Origin of the sequence: Curtobacterium sp. MCPF17_031, assembly GCF_003234035.1 — a bacterium.
Classification (GTDB): Bacteria; Actinomycetota; Actinomycetes; order Actinomycetales; family Microbacteriaceae; genus Curtobacterium.
Map to the genome: position 1 here is coordinate 50,709 of NZ_QKSG01000010.1, position 16,859 is coordinate 67,567.

General features: G+C 72.6%; 21 protein-coding genes. 13 read left to right on the forward strand and 8 right to left on the reverse strand.

Annotated features, from left to right (window positions below; translation table 11 throughout):
- Positions 1 to 16: 16 nt before the first annotated feature.
- Complete coding sequence (locus tag DEJ31_RS13925; protein WP_110904226.1) at positions 17 to 673, forward strand: cyclopropane-fatty-acyl-phospholipid synthase family protein; 657 nt, start codon at positions 17 to 19, stop codon at positions 671 to 673.
- A gap of 72 nt (positions 674 to 745) precedes the next feature.
- Here DEJ31_RS13925 and pgi read toward each other — a convergent pair whose 3' ends face one another.
- Positions 746 to 2,467 (reverse strand): glucose-6-phosphate isomerase, encoded by a 1,722-nt coding sequence (gene pgi, locus DEJ31_RS13930; RefSeq protein WP_110904212.1) that lies wholly within the window; start codon positions 2,465 to 2,467, stop codon positions 746 to 748.
- 265 nt (positions 2,468 to 2,732) lie between these two features.
- On the opposite strand from pgi, the gene DEJ31_RS13935 reads away from it, so the two are divergent.
- The 8 genes from DEJ31_RS13935 (at position 2,733) to DEJ31_RS13970 (ending at position 11,058) form a co-directional block, all read left to right on the forward strand.
- Complete coding sequence (locus tag DEJ31_RS13935; protein ID WP_111122159.1) at positions 2,733 to 3,278, forward strand: RNA polymerase sigma factor; 546 nt, start codon at positions 2,733 to 2,735, stop codon at positions 3,276 to 3,278.
- Positions 3,268 to 4,494, forward strand: coding sequence for a hypothetical protein (locus tag DEJ31_RS13940; protein ID WP_111122160.1), 1,227 nt, complete (start codon positions 3,268 to 3,270; stop codon positions 4,492 to 4,494). Before DEJ31_RS13935 ends, DEJ31_RS13940 begins: the two co-directional genes overlap by 11 nt.
- Before the next feature lie 88 nt (positions 4,495 to 4,582).
- Positions 4,583 to 5,665 (forward strand): NADH:flavin oxidoreductase/NADH oxidase, encoded by a 1,083-nt coding sequence (locus tag DEJ31_RS13945; protein ID WP_111043962.1) that lies wholly within the window; start codon positions 4,583 to 4,585, stop codon positions 5,663 to 5,665.
- Between the two features lie 143 nt (positions 5,666 to 5,808).
- Positions 5,809 to 7,107 (forward strand): sensor histidine kinase, encoded by a 1,299-nt coding sequence (locus tag DEJ31_RS13950; RefSeq protein ID WP_146236768.1) that lies wholly within the window; start codon positions 5,809 to 5,811, stop codon positions 7,105 to 7,107.
- Positions 7,089 to 7,802: a response regulator transcription factor gene (locus tag DEJ31_RS13955; protein WP_111122161.1), complete on the forward strand. Its 714-nt coding sequence runs from the start codon at positions 7,089 to 7,091 to the stop codon at positions 7,800 to 7,802. The genes DEJ31_RS13950 and DEJ31_RS13955 overlap by 19 nt, the downstream gene beginning before the upstream one ends.
- Positions 7,803 to 8,012: 210 nt before the next feature.
- The gene (locus DEJ31_RS13960) at positions 8,013 to 8,894 is read left to right on the forward strand and encodes an ABC transporter ATP-binding protein (RefSeq protein ID WP_110904225.1); all 882 of its coding nucleotides are present in this window, start codon (positions 8,013 to 8,015) and stop codon (positions 8,892 to 8,894) included.
- Positions 8,891 to 9,976 (forward strand): ABC transporter permease, encoded by a 1,086-nt coding sequence (locus tag DEJ31_RS13965; protein ID WP_110904206.1) that lies wholly within the window; start codon positions 8,891 to 8,893, stop codon positions 9,974 to 9,976. The genes DEJ31_RS13960 and DEJ31_RS13965 overlap by 4 nt, the downstream gene beginning before the upstream one ends.
- Before the next feature lie 104 nt (positions 9,977 to 10,080).
- Positions 10,081 to 11,058 (forward strand): helix-turn-helix domain-containing protein, encoded by a 978-nt coding sequence (locus tag DEJ31_RS13970; RefSeq protein ID WP_181433537.1) that lies wholly within the window; start codon positions 10,081 to 10,083, stop codon positions 11,056 to 11,058.
- 70 nt (positions 11,059 to 11,128) lie between these two features.
- Here DEJ31_RS13970 and DEJ31_RS13975 read toward each other — a convergent pair whose 3' ends face one another.
- The 5 genes from DEJ31_RS13975 to DEJ31_RS13985 all read right to left on the reverse strand — a co-directional run bounded on the left by DEJ31_RS13975 (position 11,129) and on the right by DEJ31_RS13985 (position 13,169).
- Entirely contained in the window at positions 11,129 to 11,728 is a 600-nt protein-coding gene (locus tag DEJ31_RS13975; protein WP_110904204.1) for a TetR/AcrR family transcriptional regulator, read from the reverse strand.
- A 1-nt stretch (position 11,729) separates the two neighbouring features.
- Positions 11,730 to 11,891, reverse strand: coding sequence for a hypothetical protein (locus DEJ31_RS17295; protein WP_181421612.1), 162 nt, complete (start codon positions 11,889 to 11,891; stop codon positions 11,730 to 11,732).
- Complete coding sequence (locus DEJ31_RS17300; RefSeq protein WP_181421611.1) at positions 11,888 to 12,052, reverse strand: hypothetical protein; 165 nt, start codon at positions 12,050 to 12,052, stop codon at positions 11,888 to 11,890. Before DEJ31_RS17300 ends, DEJ31_RS17295 begins: the two co-directional genes overlap by 4 nt.
- A gap of 87 nt (positions 12,053 to 12,139) precedes the next feature.
- Positions 12,140 to 12,337: a hypothetical protein gene (locus tag DEJ31_RS13980; RefSeq protein WP_111043957.1), complete on the reverse strand. Its 198-nt coding sequence runs from the start codon at positions 12,335 to 12,337 to the stop codon at positions 12,140 to 12,142.
- Positions 12,338 to 12,638: 301 nt separating this feature from the next.
- Entirely contained in the window at positions 12,639 to 13,169 is a 531-nt protein-coding gene (locus DEJ31_RS13985) for a DUF1990 family protein (protein ID WP_111043956.1), read from the reverse strand.
- A gap of 102 nt (positions 13,170 to 13,271) precedes the next feature.
- Between DEJ31_RS13985 and DEJ31_RS13990 the strand changes: the two genes are divergently transcribed.
- Entirely contained in the window at positions 13,272 to 13,913 is a 642-nt protein-coding gene (locus tag DEJ31_RS13990) for an NAD(P)H-binding protein (RefSeq protein WP_110904201.1), read from the forward strand.
- A gap of 118 nt (positions 13,914 to 14,031) precedes the next feature.
- On the opposite strand, the gene DEJ31_RS13995 is transcribed toward DEJ31_RS13990, so the two are convergent.
- A complete protein-coding gene (locus tag DEJ31_RS13995) occupies positions 14,032 to 14,589 on the reverse strand; it encodes a TetR/AcrR family transcriptional regulator (protein ID WP_110904200.1) in 558 nt (185 codons plus the stop codon).
- A gap of 23 nt (positions 14,590 to 14,612) precedes the next feature.
- Here DEJ31_RS13995 and DEJ31_RS14000 point away from each other — a divergent pair, with 23 nt between their 5' ends.
- Positions 14,613 to 15,896, forward strand: a complete 1,284-nt coding sequence (locus DEJ31_RS14000) for an MFS transporter (protein ID WP_181427347.1) — start codon at positions 14,613 to 14,615, stop codon at positions 15,894 to 15,896.
- Here the strand turns inward: DEJ31_RS14000 and DEJ31_RS14005 are convergent.
- Entirely contained in the window at positions 15,796 to 16,128 is a 333-nt protein-coding gene (locus DEJ31_RS14005) for a hypothetical protein (RefSeq protein ID WP_110904198.1), read from the reverse strand. The genes DEJ31_RS14000 and DEJ31_RS14005 overlap by 101 nt on opposite strands.
- An 81-nt stretch (positions 16,129 to 16,209) precedes the next feature.
- Between DEJ31_RS14005 and DEJ31_RS14010 the strand changes: the two genes are divergently transcribed.
- Positions 16,210 to 16,524, forward strand: a complete 315-nt coding sequence (locus DEJ31_RS14010; RefSeq protein WP_110904197.1) for an ATP-dependent DNA ligase — start codon at positions 16,210 to 16,212, stop codon at positions 16,522 to 16,524.
- Positions 16,521 to 16,820: a hypothetical protein gene (locus DEJ31_RS14015; protein ID WP_110904196.1), complete on the forward strand. Its 300-nt coding sequence runs from the start codon at positions 16,521 to 16,523 to the stop codon at positions 16,818 to 16,820. The genes DEJ31_RS14010 and DEJ31_RS14015 overlap by 4 nt, the downstream gene beginning before the upstream one ends.
- Positions 16,821 to 16,859 lie beyond the last annotated feature (39 nt).

A 16,859-nucleotide genomic window follows, 5' to 3' on the forward strand; every position in this document is an offset into this window, starting at 1 on the left:
GTGCGAAGCTGCCGGGATGACCGCACGACCCGCTCCCGGCGCGGATGCCGAGGCCTTCTGGACCGCCCGTTACGGTGACGCCCCGATCTGGTCCGGGGCGCCGAACGCCTCGCTCGTCGACACGGTGGCCCCGCTCTCCCCCACTCGCTCGGATCATCCGCTCCGCGCGCTCGACCTCGGCAGCGGTGAGGGTGGCGACGCACTGTGGCTGGCGGCGCAGGGGTGGCACGTCACCGCCGTCGACATCGCCACCAACGCCCTCGCCCGCGGCCGGACCGAGGCCGAGCGCGTCGGACTGGGCGACCGGGTGACCTGGGTGCAGGCCGATCTGGCCGCCTGGGACACCGACGACCGGTTCGACCTCGTCGCGGCGTCGTTCCTGCACTCGTCGGTGTCGTTCCCGCGGAGCGCGGTGCTGCGACGGGCGACGCGGCTCGTGGCGCCGGGCGGCCATCTGGTCGTCGTCGGGCACGCGGGCTCGCCGTCGTGGGCGTCGCACGGGGAGCACGCGCACGCCGAGCCCCTGGTCGGGCCGGCGGAACAGGTCGAGCAGCTCGCGCTGGACGACCGGTGGACAATCGAGGTCGCCGAGCTCCGCACGCGGCACGTCGCCGCGCCGGACGGCAGTCCGGCGACGCTCGAGGACTCGGTGGTGCTGGTGCGGCGGCACTGACACCCCGGCTCCACACCGCGCGAGAGGCCCCGTCGCCGGAGCGACGGGGCCTCTCGTGTCAGGTGCGTCGGATCAGCCGCGCAGCTCGAGGTACTTGGCGATGAGCGCCTTCGTCGAGGAGTCCTGCGCGTCCAGGGCGTCCTGGTCACCGTCGACCGCCGGGGCGACCTGCAGCGCCAGCTGCTTGCCGAGCTCGACACCCCACTGGTCGAACGAGTCGATGCCCCAGATGGTGCCCTCTGTGAACACGATGTGCTCGTAGAGGGCGATCAGCTGGCCGAGGACGCTCGGGGTGAGCTCCGGCGCCAGGATGGACGTCGACGGCTTGTTGCCGGTGAAGGTGCGGGCCGCGACGATCATCTCGTCGGTGGTGCCCTCGGCGCGGACTTCGTCAGCGGTCTTGCCGAACGCCAGCGCCTTGGACTGCGCGAAGAAGTTCGCCAGGAACAAGGAGTGGACGTCCTGGCCGGGCTGTACGGCCTTGCCGTCGCCGGACAGGTCCTGCAGGGCGTGCGCGGGCTTGGCGACCGTGATGAAGTCGGCCGGGATCAGCCGGGTGCCCTGGTGGATGAGCTGGTAGAACGCGTGCTGGCCGTTCGTGCCGGGCTCGCCCCAGAAGACCTCTCCGGTGTCGGTGACGACGTCCGAGCCGTCCCAGCGGACGCGCTTGCCGTTCGACTCCATCGTGAGCTGCTGCAGGTAGGCCGGGAAGCGGTGCAGGTACTGCGTGTACGGCAGCACCGCGTGGCTCTGGGCGCCGAGGAAGTTCGTGTACCAGACGTTGAGCAGGCCCATCAGGACCGGGACGTTCTGCGCGAGCGGGGTGGTGCGCATGTGCTCGTCGATGGCGTGGAAACCGGCGAGGAACTGCTCCCAGTTCTCCTTGCCGATCGCGATGACGACGCTGGTGCCGATGGCGGAGTCGACCGAGTAGCGGCCGCCGACCCAGTCCCAGAAGCCGAAGGCGTTCTCCGGGTCGATGCCGAACGCGGCGACCTTGTCGAGCGCGGTGGACACGGCGACGAAGTGCTTCGCGACGGCGTCCTTCTTCTCGTCGTCGCCGGCGTCGGACAGGCCGAGTTCCGACCAGAGCCACTGGCGCGCGAGACGGGCGTTCGTCAGGGTCTCGAGGGTGCCGAAGGTCTTCGACGCGACGATGAAGAGCGTGGTCTCGGGGTCGAGGCCAGCGGTCTTCTCGTGGATGTCGGCGGGGTCGATGTTCGAGACGAAGCGCACCTCGAGCCCCTGCTGCACGTACGGCTTGAGGGCTTCGTAGACCATGACGGGGCCGAGGTCGGACCCACCGATGCCGATGTTGACGACGGTCTCGATGCGCTTGCCGGTGACGCCCGTCCAGGCGCCGGAACGGACCTGCTCGGCGAAGCCGTAGACCTTGTCGAGCGTGGCGTGCACGTCGGCGTCGACGTCCTGTCCGTCGACCGTGAGGGGTGCGGCGGGGACCAGGCCCTCGGTCGCCTTCGGCCGGCGGAGCGCGGTGTGCAGGACGGCGCGGTCCTCGGTGACGTTGATGCGCTCACCGGAGATCATCGCCTGGTAGCGCTCGGCGACGCCGGTGTCCTCGGCGACCTGCAGCAGTGCCTGCAGGACCTCTTCGGTCACCAGGCCCTTCGACAGGTCGACCGTCAGGTCCGCGGCCTGGAAGGTGTACTTCTCGGCACGACCGGGGTCGGCGTCGAACCACCCCCGGAGGTCCGGGGAGAAGCCGGCGGCGATGCCGTCGAGCTGCTTCCATCCTGCGGTCGATGTGGGGTCGACGGGTGCGGAATCGGTCACTTCGGTCCTCCTGGACGCCAGAGCTGGACGGCCCGCAGACCTGGCGCAGCATCGCGTCGCGGGCCGCGTCCGAGCGTAGTGCCGTTCCGCCGACCCCGCGCACAGGACCGCGTCGTCCGTGGGCACAGGACCGCGTCGGCCGTGGGCGCAGGAGCGCGCCAACCGTGGGCGCTGGACCGCGTCACCGCTGGAGGACGCGGATCCGCTGGACACGACTTCGTCAGGATCGCCGCTCCCTCGACATTGCTGTAGTGAAGGAGGCACCGTGGACACCGAGACCGACACCGACGCAGACGTCGCCCTCACCCGACGACTGGCGGGTGGGGACCGCGCCGCGCTGGCGGACGCGTTCGACCGGTTCGCACCGACGCTCACCCGGTACGCGTGGGCGCTGGCCGGCAGCAGGCAGGACGTCGAGGAGCTCGTCCAGGACACGTTCCTGACGCTCTGGCAGAAGGCCGACACCCTGCAGCTGTCGACCCGTGCGCTCCTCCCCTGGCTGCTGGTGGTGTGCCGGAACCACGCGCGGAACCAGGCGCGGGCGATCGCCGGACGAGCGGCCGACGAGCTGCCGGCCGAGCTCGCCGTGCCGGAGGCCGACCAGGAGGCCCGTGAGCGCCTCCGGTGGGTCCGTGACGAGATCGACGCGCTCACGCCGCTCGACCGGCGGATCTGCGAGCTGTGCCTGATCGAGGGCCACTCGTACACCGAGGCGGCCGCGATGCTCGGGCTGAGCGTCGGTGCCGTGACCCAGCGGGTGTCCCGCTCCCGAGCACGACTGAAGAAGGCGGTGACGCACGATGAACACTGAGCCCCCCACCGGAGACGACCTGCAGCGGATGCTCGTCTCGATGAAGCAGAACGTCCTCGAGCACGCCGAGGAGCGGCACCCGGAGCCGCGGCGGCATCGCAGCCGCATCGTCATCGCCACCGTCGCCCTCCTCGCCCTCGGCACGGCCGGTGGCGCCGTCGCCCTCGCCGTCGTCCCGCAGGTCCAGCAGGCCGCCCCGGCGCCGAGCCCGACCGCCGAGCCCTCGGTGCCCGCGAGCACTCCGGCGTCGGCGCCGGTCGTCGACACCCCTGCTCCGAGGCCGTCCGCATCGAGCGCCGCGGCACCGTCTCGGTACCCGGACGACTGCCGGGCGCTCTACTCGGACGCGGACCGGCAGCGGTTCTTCGGCGCGACGCCACTCGCCCAGACACCCGCGCACCCGGACGGGACGACCGTTCCGGAACCCGCGTCGACCACGTACTCCGGCGGCACCTGGACGGCCGCCACGTGGCTCGACTGTCACTGGGCGCAGCCACGCACGGACGTCGGCAGCGTCCACGTCACCATCGGCAGTGCCTCCGCCACCGCTCTCGCTGAGCGCGAAGACGGGCTCCGCGCCGCGGGCGCAGACTGCGCGCCGGGTGACGGTGGCACGGTCTGCCGGCTGCCGGATGCGGCGGACCCGGACTTCGTCGGTGCCGAGACCTCGTGGTGGGACAGCGACGGTCGGTGGATCACGATCGACCAGGTCAACTTCCCGACCTCGGGCCTGCTGCCGGCCACCATCGCCGGGCTCTCGTCCGACCGGGTCGGGCCGGGCTCCTGGGTCGTGAGCGGCGCGGGGGTCGGGCCGATCACCATCGGTAGCTCGTACCAGGACGTGGTGGACGAGGTCGAACCCGTCCTGCCGCAGACGAACGGCGACTGCCCGAACCCGAACGTGGGGTTCTTCGACTCCGGTGACGTGCACGTCATCGTCGTGCAGGCGGGCGGGAAGGTCGTCGGTGTCGACGCGAGCGGCCTGACCACCGCGGCCGGGATGGGCCGGGGGAACAGCATCGACCAGCTCCGGGCCGCGTACCCGGACCTCACCCGGACCCCGGGGTACGGCGACGACTCGTCCCCCGCGTTCGCCTACTGGAGCGTCCGTGACGGCGACCGGTCGGTGACATTCGAGATGGACGAAGGCGGGGAACTCGTGACCGGGGTGTGGGTCGGCGACGACCCGCGGCCGCCTTACGAGTACTGCGGTTGAGGCCCCGCGGCGACCTTCCCGGGCAATCGGTACGACGACAGTCGTACTGTGGACAGGCCCACGAACCGAACAACCGGGAAGGACCCGCGTGACCCACGCACTCTTCGACCCCATCACCCTCCGCGGACTCGAGATCCGGAACCGCGTCTGGATCCCGCCGATGTGCCAGTACATGGTCGAGGCGCAGGACGGCGTCCCCACCCCCTGGCACCTCGTGCACCTCGGCGGCCTGGCCCGCGGCGGTGCCGGCGCGGTGGTCGTCGAGGCCACCGGCGTCGTCCCCGAGGGCCGGATCAGCCCGCAGGACCTGGGCCTCTGGAACGACGAGCAGCGCGACGCGTTCCGCCCGATCACCGACTTCATCCACAGCCAGGGCGCCGTCGCCGGCATCCAGCTCGCGCACGCCGGCCGCAAGGCCTCCACCAGCCGCGAGTGGGGTCCCACGGCGGGTGGCGGCAACGTCGCGCCGGAGCAGGGCGGCTGGCAGCCGGTCGGCCCGTCGCCGATCGCGTTCCCGGGGCTGCACGTCCCCACCGAGCTGACCGTCGAGGGCATCGCGGAGGTGGTCCGGGCCTTCGCGGCCGCCGCCCGTCGCGCGGTCGACGCCGGCTTCGACCTGCTCGAGCTGCACGGCGCCCACGGGTACCTGCTGCACGAGTTCCTGTCGCCCCTGTCGAACGAGCGCACCGACCAGTACGGCGGCTCGCTCGAGAACCGCGCCCGTGCGCTGCTCGAGACCGTCGACGCCGTCCGGGCCGAGGTCGGCGAGGACGTCCCCCTCGTCGTCCGCCTGTCCGCGACCGACTGGGTCGAGGGCGGCTGGGACCTCGCCGAGTCCGAGCAGCTGTCCGCCTGGCTCGGCGAGCACGGCGTGGACCTGGTCTCGGTGTCGACCGGCGGCAACGTCCAGAACGCCCCGATCCCGGTCGGTCCCGGCTACCAGCTGCCGTTCGCGACCGCGATCCGGCAGGCCACGGGCGTGCCGGTCGCGGCCGTCGGGATGATCGACGACCCGTTCCAGGCCGAGCAGATCGTCGCCCTCGGGCAGGCTGACGTGGTCCTCGTCGGTCGTGGTGCCCTGCGCGACCCGAACTTCCCGATCCGTGCCGCACAGGCGCTCCGGGTGGACCTGCCGTACAAGCCCGCACCGTACGAGCGCGCCTACCGCTGATCCCACTGCGCGGGTGACGGACGGGAGGCCCGCACCACCGCCTCCCGTCCGTCACCCTCCACAGACGGCCGTTCCCGGACCGCCGTCCACAGGTCGGGATCGCTCCGGCGGCCCGGCCGACGTGAGCCGCTACCGTGGTCTTCATGACGGGCACGGGGGTGACCGCCGGGCACGGCCCGGCGCGGGGCGAGGAGTGGTCGCGACTGCCGGTGGGGCGGCGCGAACACCGACAGGACGTGGTCCTGGCGCTCGTGCTCGCCGCCGCCCTGACCGTGTCGATGACCCTCTACGGCGCGATCGGCCTCTACGACGACCCGGCTCCCTGGTGGGTGTCGGCGCTCATGGTCGTCGCGAACGCCGGACCACTCGCGGTCCGGCGGCGCTTCCCGATGTCGGTCGCCGTGGTCGCCGCGCTGGCGTTCGCCGCGACCCAGCTCCTGCGGGTGCCCGAAGGGCTGTTCGTCAACTTCACGCTCTTCATCGCCCTGTACACGGTCGGCGCCTGGTGCTCGGACCGGGTCCGCGCCGAGGCGGTGCGGTGGGTCCTCATCCTCGGCATGTTCGCGTGGGTGTTCCTGGCGATCGTGTTCCGGTGGTCGGTGCCGAGCGCGCTGCCGGGCGACGGCGACTCGGTGATCCCGCCGTTCGTGGCGAACTCGCTGCTGTCGATCATCATCAACCTGGTGTACTTCGGCGCCGCCTGGTACTCCGGCAACCGGGCGTGGACGGCCGCGGTCGCCAAGCACGACCTCGACGAGCGCACGGTCGAACTGGCCGCCGAGCGGGAGCGGTCCGCGGCGCAGGCGGTCGCCCTCGAACGGGTCCGCATCGCCCGCGAGCTCCATGACGTCGTCGCCCACCACGTGTCCCTGATGGGCGTGCAGGCCGGCGCCGCCCGACGGGTGATCGACCGCGACCCGGTGCAGGCCGCGGCGTCCCTCGGGGTCGTCGAGGACAGCGCCCGGACCGCGGTGGAGGAACTGCGGCGGATGCTCGGTACCCTCCGGCAGTCCGATGCGGACGGTCACACGCTGCCCGCCGACGCGCCGAGCACCGAGGGGCTCGCGCGGCTGCCGGAACTGGCCGCGGCCGCGACGAGCGCCGGACACGACACCGGCTTCAGCGTCGTCGGTGACGTCCGACCCGTTCCGCCGACCGTCGCGGCGGTCGCCTACCGGATCGCGCAGGAGGCCGTGACGAACGTCCTCAAGCACGCGGGGCACGACGCCCGCGCCGACCTGCGGCTGCGGTACCTGCCGGACGGCCTCGAGCTCGAGGTGACGGACACCGGGGCCGGGGCTCGGGCCTCCCGGTCGACCGCGGGCAGCGGACTCGGCCACGTCGGCATGCGCGAGCGCGTCGCCGCGGTCGGCGGACGGATCGAGATCGGGCCCCGTGCCCGCGGCGGCTACCTGGTGCGGGCATGGCTGCCGACGGCGTGATCCGGGTGGTCCTGGCCGACGATCAGGACCTGGTGCGGGCCGGTTTCCGGGTGATCCTGGAATCGGAACCGGGTGTGCGGGTCGTGGCCGAAGCCGCCGACGGCGCCGCAGCCGTGGCCGCCGTCGCCGCCCATCGGCCGGACGTCGTCTGCCTCGACGTGCAGATGCCCGGCGTCGACGGGCTGGAGGCCGCTCGGCGCATCACCGCCACCGACGACCCGCCAGCGGTGCTCGTGCTGACGACGTTCGACACCGACGAGTACCTGTTCGACGCCCTCGCCGCCGGGGCCAGCGGGTTCCTGCTGAAGAACGCCTCCCCCGAGAAGCTCATCGAGGCGGTGCGCACGGTCGCTGCCGGGGACGCCCTGCTCTCCCCGGACGTGACCCGACGGGTGATCAGCCGTGCGACGAGCGCGAGCGCGCCGGTGGTGGCGTCGGTGACCGCGCCCGCGACCGACGGCGTGCACGCGGGACCCGGTGCTGATCCGGTGGCCGGCCTGACCGAGCGCGAGACCGAGGTGCTCCGGCTGCTCGGGCGCGGACTGAGCAACGCCGAGATCGCCCGACTGCTCTTCGTCGGGGACGCGACCGTGAAGACCCACGTGTCGAACGTGCTGCAGAAGCTCGGCGTGCGGGACCGGATCCAGGCCGTGGTGTGGGCGTACGAGAACGGCGTGGTCCGCTCCGGCGACTGAGCCCTCCCCCGCAAGACGCAACGTCGGCGGCACGGCGCAAGGGTGTTCCGTTGCGCGGAACCGCCCGCGTTGCGTCTCGCGGAAGAGACCGTCTCCCCCGCATGGCGGAGGAGCCCGGGCGACGATCCCCGTCTCGTGCCGGAGGCGCCGACCCCACCCGCCCTCGTACCGTCGGAGGCGCAGCGACGGTCGCTGCGGAAGGGACCCGCCATGCTCAGCATCGAGGGAGTGACCAAGCACTTCGGCGAGCGCCGCGTGCTCGACGACGTCGGCTTCACGGTCGGTCGGGGCCGGTTGACCGGGTTCGTCGGAGGCAACGGCGCCGGCAAGACCACCACCATGCGCATCATGCTCGGCGTGCTGGACGCCGACAGCGGCACGGTCGCCATCGACGGCGTCCCGATCGGCCCGGCCGACCGACGTCGGTTCGGGTACATGCCCGAGGAACGCGGCCTGTACCCGAAGATGCCGGTGGCCGAGCAGGTCACGTACCTGGCGCGGCTGCACGGTGTCGACCGCCGGACCGCGACGGCGCGGACCACCGAGCTGCTCGAGCGGCTCGAACTCGGCGTACACGCCGGCGACCCGGTGGAGAAGCTCTCGCTCGGCAACCAGCAGCGCGTGCAGGTCGCTGCCGCCTTGGCCCACCGGCCCGAGGTCCTGGTGCTCGACGAGCCGTTCTCGGGCCTCGACCCGATGGCCGTCGACACGGTCCTCGGCGTCCTCCGTGAGACCGCGGCGGACGGCGTGCCGGTGCTGTTCTCCAGCCACCAGCTCGACGTGGTCGAGCGGCTCTGCGACGACGTCGTCGTGATCGCGGGCGGTCGCATCCGGGCGGCCGGGCCGCAGGACGAACTCCGACGGAAGGCGGGACCGGCGGCGTGGGAGCTCCTGGTGGCGGACGACGTCGCCTGGCTCCGCGAGGAACCGGGCGTCACCATCCGGGAGTTCGACGGCGGCTACGCCCTGTTCGAAGCGGACGAGTCCGTCGCCCAGGCCGTCCTGCAGCGCGCGGTCGGCCGGGGCGCGGTGGCGTCGTTCGGTCCGCGGGTCCCCCGTCTCAGCGAGGTCTTCACGGAGGTCGTCCGATGAGCGTCGTCCAGCGCAGCACCGTCGACGCGGTCCGGCTCGTCACCGTGCGGGAGATCCAGGCCCGGCTCCGCAGCAAGGCGTTCGTCGTCTCCGCGGCGATCCTGCTCGTGATGGTCGTGGCCGGCATCGTCATCGCGGGCATCGTCGGCAAGTCAGCGGCGAACGCGACGACCCCGGTCGCCGTGGTCAGCGGTGTGAGCCTGCCGAGCTCCGACGGGCTCGACGTCACGCGGACCACTGACCGCGCATCCGCCGAGCATCTCGTGCGCGGCGGCGAGGTGGACGCCGCGATCGTCCCCGACGGCGGACAGCTCGGCTTCCGGGTCGTCGGACTCGACAGCGCGCCGACCGACGTCGTGCAGGCGCTCAGCGTCTCCCCCGAGGTCGACCTGCTCGACCCCGGTGCGCTGCCGCCCGGGCTGGTGTCCCTGGTGGGGATCGCGTTCGGCGTGGTCTTCTTCGCCTCGGCCGTGACGTTCGGACAGTCGATCGCGCAGAGCGTGGTGGAGGAGAAGTCCACCCGGGTCGTCGAGATCCTGATGGCGGCGATCCCCGCACGGGCACTGCTCGCGGGGAAGGTGATCGGCAACAGCGCGATGGCCCTCGGACAGATCGTGGCGATCGCGATCGCCGCCGCCGTCGCACTCGCGGTGACCGGCCAGGACAACCTCTTCACGCTGCTCGGCCCGAGCGCGCTGTGGTTCGTCGGGTTCTTCGCGGTCGGGTTCGTCCTCATCGCGGCGCTGTTCGCGGCGTCGGCGGCCCTGGTGTCCCGTCAGGAGGACGTCGGCAGCGTGACCACACCGGTGATGATGCTGCTGATGATCCCGTACTTCCTCATCGTGTTCGCCGCGGACGACCCGACGATCCTCGGCATCATGTCGTACGTGCCGTTCAGCGCCCCGATCGGCATGCCGGTCCGGATCTTCCTGGGGACGGCCGAGTGGTGGGAGCCCGTGCTCTCGCTGGTCGTCGTCGCAGCGTCCGCCCTCGTCGTGGTGCTCCTCGGTGCCCGGGTCTACGAGAACGCGCTGCTCCGCACCGGTGGCCGGGTGAAGCTGGCCGAGGCCATCCGCGGCTGACCCTGGTCACCGATGCTCCGGAGGACGCGATCGGTCGGTCCCCCGTGGCGGTTCCCGGACACCGGACTGCCATGGGGGACGGCTGTCGTGGGATGCTTCGCGTGATGCCGATCGACGACGCGAAGCCGGTGCGTCTCGACGTGACGGGGACGGACCTCGGGGAGGCCGCGACCTTCATCGCGGACCTCTACGGCGCGGAACTCCGCGTCGAGCCCGTCGCGACCCCGTTCTCGTTCCGGTACGCGGCACTCGGCGACAGCACGATGTCGCTGCACATCGCCCAGTTCGCCGGACACGTCGACGGGGAACTGCCGCCGTCGGACGCCGTCATCGTCCAGTGGCTGCAGTCCGGGTCCTCCCGGCTCGACACCGGGGGCAGCGTCCTCGACATGGAACCGGGCGTCCCGGTGCCGCTGCTGCCCGAGCGCACGTTCTCGTTCAGCATGGAGGACTACGAGCAGCGGCTCGTGCACCTGTCCCGTGAGGTCGTCGAACGCGTCGCGGCCGAGCAGGGTGCGGACCTGACCGCCGGCCTGCGCTTCGACCACATGACACCACCGTCCGACCAGTCCGTCCGGACCTGGCACAACACGGTGTCGCTCATCTCGCACACCCTGCGTGACGGCACGCCAGGCCGTCTGCTGCACGCCGAGATGGCACGGCTGGCCGCGGCGTCCCTGCTCGAGATGTACCCGCAGCAGCGCCCGGCACGCCGGAGCCCCGAAGGCACGGCACTGTCGGTGCACGTCCGCGCAGCCGTCGAGTACGTCAACGACCACGCCCGGATGCCGATCACGACGAGCTCGCTGGCACGACACCTCGACGTGAGCCTGCGTGCACTGCAGGAGGCGTTCCAGCGGGACCTGCAGACCACGCCGAACGCCTACATCCGGCAGGTGCGCCTGGACCGGGTGCGACAGGAGCTGCTCGCCTCCGAGCCGACCGCCGTCACCGTCCGCGAAGTGGCCGCGGGGTGGGGCTTCGCGCACCTCGGTCGCTTCGCGCAGCAGTACGTGGCCGAGGTCGGCGAGACCCCGATGGCCACCCTCGAGCGCTCGGCGCGGGGTCCGGTAGCGGACTGACCCGGCCAACTCGTGGCGGCACCGGTCGACGGGAGGAGGCCGTGCCTCCCGACCGTCGGTCCGGCAGGGCTCAGATGAAGTCGGTGTGCGCGTTCGGCGCGTAGGCCGTCATCAACGTCGCCGCGGCGAGCCGGGCGGAGCGCGCCGGACGGGTCGTGCGGTGGATCGCAGCCTCGACCTTGGCGCCCTCGACGAGCAGCGACAACGCGTCGGCGACGTGCAGGGGCAGTCCTGCCCGACCGGCGAGCGCGTGCAGGTGGGCCTCGATGCCGCGCAGGTGCTCGTGAGCCAGGGCGGCGACGCGCGACTCGGAGCGCCCGAGCTCGCCGTAGCCGTTGATGAAGGCACATCCGGTCCATGACTCGTCCTCGAAGCAGGACTCGAGGTGTGCGAAGACCGTCAGGATCTCGTCCCGGGCGTCGGCAGCCCCGACGGCGGCGGCGGCGAGACCGTCGTTCCACCGCTCGTGGCGGTGCTCGAGCACGGCGACGACGACGTCGATCCGTTCCGGGAAGAGCGCACGGACCGTCGCTTGGTCTGCCCCGGCGAGCGTCGCGATGGCGGCGTGGTCGAGACCGACGGCCCCCTCGGCGGTGAAGACCCGGTCAGCGGCGTCGACGACGCGAGCACGGTCCCAGCGGTGCGGTGCCTGCTCGACGTCGACGCCCACGTCAGATGGTCGTCGTCGAGGTGCGGAGGGCGGTGCCGTGAGCAGATCGCTCGGCGCACAGCGCCTCGAGCCGGCCCAGTCGTGCCCAGACGACCCGGTGGTCGGCCGTCAGCCCGGTGGCGTCGGCCGTCACACGGGCGTTCCCCTGCTGGAGGGCGTTCACGCGACGGCCTGGAAGAACTCGGCGTACGTGGGGTCGGTGCTGACGCCGATGCCGAGTCGGCTGATCACGATCCGGTCGATCTCGACGGGCGAGGACATGCCTCGTCGGTGCCACTCCAGGGGGTCGGAGCGGAGTTCCTGCATCATGGTGGAGTCACGCACGGGGGGCCTCCTGTTCGCGCAGCAGCGCGGTCATGTCGATGGGTTCGGTCAGCGCGACGGTGTCGTACGGCGCTGTTGCGGCGGTGATCACGAGGCGACCACCAGGGCGATCACGGCGAGCGTGAACGCGGTGACGGCGGCGAGGCCGGCGACGAGCGCGCTGGCGGTCAGGATCCGGCGGCGGGTCGCCTCGCGGACCTCGGAGAAGGTCTCGGTGCGCCTCGGGCGGCGAACGGCCGGGCCTCCGGCGAGAGGTGTCGGGATGGCGGTGATGGTGGCGGGCATGAGCTTCGCCTCCTCTGCAGGGACCTCGGACGGTCCCGTGTCGACCAGGGCGACCGCTGCGTACAGGCCACCGCAGATCGCGGGGGATGTCGGGGCACTCGGGATGATGTTCGTCCTGGTGTCTGCGACGCTACGACAGCCGTCCGGCGGGACACGAACGCGTTCGTGGATCCGCGACTCGCGACGGGGCGCACCGCGCTTCCCGAGCGGGGGTCACGCGCGTTCCGCGCATCGCGTTGCGGGCCGGGCTCGGCCGAGTCGGGCCGGGCGGCGGGCCGGATCGGTCAGCGAGCCGGGCCGGTCAGCGCAGTGCCCGCCGGTAGCGCCAGCGGACGACGACCTGCGCGACCCGGAGCAGCGGGAACACGAGCGCCCAGTGGCGAGTCGTGGACGGCCGGGTCAGGGAGCGCAGCGTCAACCACACGGCGTCGCCCTCACGGGTGACGACGAAGGCCTCCTCGCCGTCGACCGGGTGGCCGGGCAGCGTCCGGTAGGCGAACCCGACACGGTCGGCGGTGCGCACGACCTCGACGACCTCGACGGGCTCCCGCACGACGACCAGCCCGATCGGGAAGCGCACGTCCAGCCGCTGACCCGGTCGCGCCTCCGTGTCGTCGGGCACCGAGAAGCCGCTGCGCGTCTTCACGCCCCAGCGGAGCACCGACCGGGAGGCCCGCTCCCACACCGCCTCGCCCGTGCCGACCGCAGACCGCCGCTCGTACCGCCGGTACGTCGGGGCCGTGGGGCCCCAGACGGCGGACGCGACCGCCGTCCGTGCCGCGCCCGCCGCGCTGCCCCGTCCGACCGCGGCCGTCCCCTCGTCGCTGCCCATGCCGGCCATCCTGCCCGAAGGACGTGCGCGGGAGCGGTGGACGACCCTCCCGGCCCATCGCCGACCACCCCGTCGTCAGGCCCCGCGCGTACCGTCCAGACCATGAGCAACGTCATCATCCTCGGCGGCCACGGTCGCGTCGCCCTCCTCACCGCGCAGCTCCTGACGGCCCGCGGCGACACCGTCTCGTCGGTCATCCGCAAGGCCGAGCAGCAGGACGACGTCCGCGGCACCGGTGCGGAGCCCGTCGTCGCGGACATCGAGCAGCTCGACATCGCCGGGCTCACCGACCTGGTCCGCGGACACGACGCGATCGTCTGGGCAGCAGGGGCGGGTGGGGGTTCCGCCGAGCGCACCTGGGCCGTCGACCGGGACGCCGCGATCCGCTCCATGCACGCCGCGCTCCAGGCGGACGTCCAGCGATTCGTCCTGGTCTCCTGGTCGGACGCGGGCCTCGGCCACGGCGTCCCCGAGGACGACGACTTCTTCGCCTACGCCGAGGCGAAGACCATCGCCGACGCGGTCCTCCGCGACTCGGCCCTCGACTGGACGATCGTCGCCCCGAGCACCCTGACCGACGACGAGCCGACCGGGTCCGTCGAGACCGCCGACCCGTCCTCCAGCATCGCCCGCGGGGACGTCGCCGCACTGGTCGCCGCAGCCCTGCACGACGACGCGTCGGTCGGCAAGACCTTCCGCGTCAACACCGGTGACGTCGCGATCGAGCAGTTCGTCCGCGACTGAGCGGTCGCCGCTCGCTGCGCCGTCGTCCCGCGCTGCGAGACGCCCGCATGTCCACGAGACGCCGCCGGATCCGGTGGCGTCTCGTGCTGTCGGCAGCGTCTCGTGCTGTCGGCAGCGCTCAGGGGAGCAGCGCGGCGGCCACCGCGCGGGCCGTCGCGGTGTCGCCGGCGCCGCCCCGGAGGCGCATCGCCAGTGCCCCGGACACCACGAGGAGCAGTCGGTCGGCGAGGACGTCGGCCTCCTCCGGCCCGACCAACGGCACCGCAGCCTGCCGGAGGCGCGACCGCAGCGTGGCGGTCTCGTGGTGCAGGACGACCGTGATCTCGTCGGGCGGATCCGCGTACTCCGACGCCGTGCCGAGGAAGGCGCACCACCGCGACCCGGTCGGCGTCGACCGGAAGTCGTCGAGCGCGTCGAAGACCGCCAGCAGCCGGCCCCGGTCGTCGGGCGCATCTGCGACGGCGTCGTCCCACACCCGCAGCCACTCGTCGTGCCGCCGTTCGAGCGCTGCGGCGACCAGGGCTTCCTTGCTGGCGTACCCGCGGTAGAGCGTGGCGGCGGAGACCCCGGCGCGTTCGAGGACGGCGTCGATCGGGGTCGCGGCGATGCCCCGCGTGAAGAACAGCTCCTCCGCGGCGTCGAGGAGCTTCCGCTCCGTTCCTGGACGCATCGTCATGCCAGCACCCTAGGCTCTCAAAAGTGAAACGTACGTTTTCGTTCTTGGGTTCGCCCGGCGCGCTCGTCGGCAGCGGTACCGCGCTCATCGCGGCCACCTACGGGTTGGTCCGCCTGGCGTACGGACTGTTCCTGCCCGACGTCCAGCACGCGATCGGGCTCGGCGACGGCCCGGCGGGCTGGATCGCGTCGGGCTCCTCGGTCGTGTACTGCGTCGGCGCGCTCGCCGGATTCCTGGTCGCACCGACGCACCCCCGGACCGCCGTCGTCCTGGCGGTGCTCACGGCCGGCCTCGGTGTCGCCGGGATGGCCGCGAGCACCGGCCCACTGGGGTTCGGCGTCGCCGCGGTCGTCAGCTCGGCGGGGGCAGGGCTGGCCTCCCCCGCACTCGTCCGACTCGTGCAGCGGAACCTGACAGCTGACCGGGCGAACGGGGCGCAGGCCGTGGTCAACTCCGGCACGGGGCCGGGTCTCGTCATCGCGGGCCTCCTGGCCCTCGTGCTGCTGCCGGACTGGCGGACGGCCTGGGCCGTGGCGGCCCTCGTCACGGTGCTCGCCGGTGCGGCCGTCCTGCTCGCCGACCGAGCGGGCGCAGCAGCACCGGCACCAGCACCAGCACCAGCACCGGATCCCCCGACCGACACCGGAGCCACCACCGTTCCACCCCGCCCCTGGTTCGCCGCACACCGCCGCCCCGTGCTGGTGGCACTGCTGCTCGGCACCGGATCGGCCGCGGTGTGGACGTACGGTCGGACCCTGCTCGTCGACGCCGGCGCACCGACGGCCCTGTCAGTGGTGGCGTGGATCGCCCTCGGGGCCGGAGGTGCGGCGGTGGCCCTGACGTCCCGGTGGCTCGGGCGACTGCCGGCGCGGACCGCGTGGACACGCACCGCGGCCGTGGTGGCGATCGCGACCCTCGGCCTCGGCGTGGTCGCGCAGCTGCACGGCGCCGCCCTGACCGCGGTGGCGCTGGGCTGCTGCGCACTGTTCGGGTGGGGCTACACCGCCGCGACCGGCGCTCTCATCTCGTGGACGGCCGAACTCGACCGCGACCGCGCGGCCGCCGGCACCTCCGTGCTCTTCGTGGTCCTGGTCTTCGGGCAGGCACTGGGGGCGGCCGCAGCGGGCAGCGCGGTCACCGCGGCGGGGACGGGCCCGGTGCTCGTCGCCGCCGCGGTGGTCGTCGCGCTCGGGGTGGTGCCGGCGCTCAGAAGTCCTCGCCGATGTCCGGCACGTCGGTCATCTCCTCGTTCCACGCAGGCCGCGCGGGCTGCAGGCGCAGAGTCTCCGACTCGAGGTACTCGATGACCTCCGGGTCGAACGGCTCGTCGGCGCTGTCCGGCACCGGCGTCGAGAAGATCTCGCTGGCCGGCCCGATGAGCAGGTGCGCGTAGACCGTCCCGCCGCCCTCGGTGATGATCGGGATCTGGACGACGTCGGACTTGTTCGCCACGGCCAGGGCACGGCAGTACCGGAGGAGGGCCTTGCAGGTGCGGTCCCCGGTCAGGAAGGAGCTGTTCACGTAGTGGATGCGGCGCATGTCGGCCAGGGTGTCGGACGGTCCCTGAGCCCACGCCTAGGCTTTGCCGGAGCCGGACAGTCGGCGCGGAAGGACACCACCATGGGCAAGCTCGTCTACGACTCGACGTTCACCGCGGAGTTCGACGACCGCCTGCTGACGCACCTGCAGATCGTGATCGGGATGAAGCTCCGCCGCGGCGAGTCCTTCATGTTCTCGTGGAAGGACGACGTGGAGCTCGGTGACGGCCGCACCGCGATCTGGCTCGACCGCTCGATGCCCCTCGTCTTCCGCTACTCGGGCAGTCGCATCCCCGCCGTGAACCGCGCCTGGGTCGAAGCGCTCGGCCTGACCGCCGGGTCGTCCGCGGGCCTCCGCATCGTCCCGGAACCGACTGATTCCGGGGACACCCTGTGAAGCGCACGGTCCTGACCTACGGCGGGACGCAGTACACGATCGCCAACGAGGACACGGAGACGGTGCAGGCGCGCATCGACGCGGGTCTGCGGGACCAGCCGTTCATGTGGCTGCAGGTCAACTACGGGGACGGCCGGGTGACGCCCGCCGTGCTCCTCATCTCCCCGGCGACCCCGGTGGCGATCATCACCGAGCGGGACGTCGACGAGCAGGACGAGGACGGCTCCGTCGCCCGCTACCTGCTGCCCGAGCAGACCCGGCCGGCGTCGATCGAGATCGGGCCCACCGAGCACTAGCGACGTCGGGAGCGGTCGACCGCTCTGCCGTCCGACGCC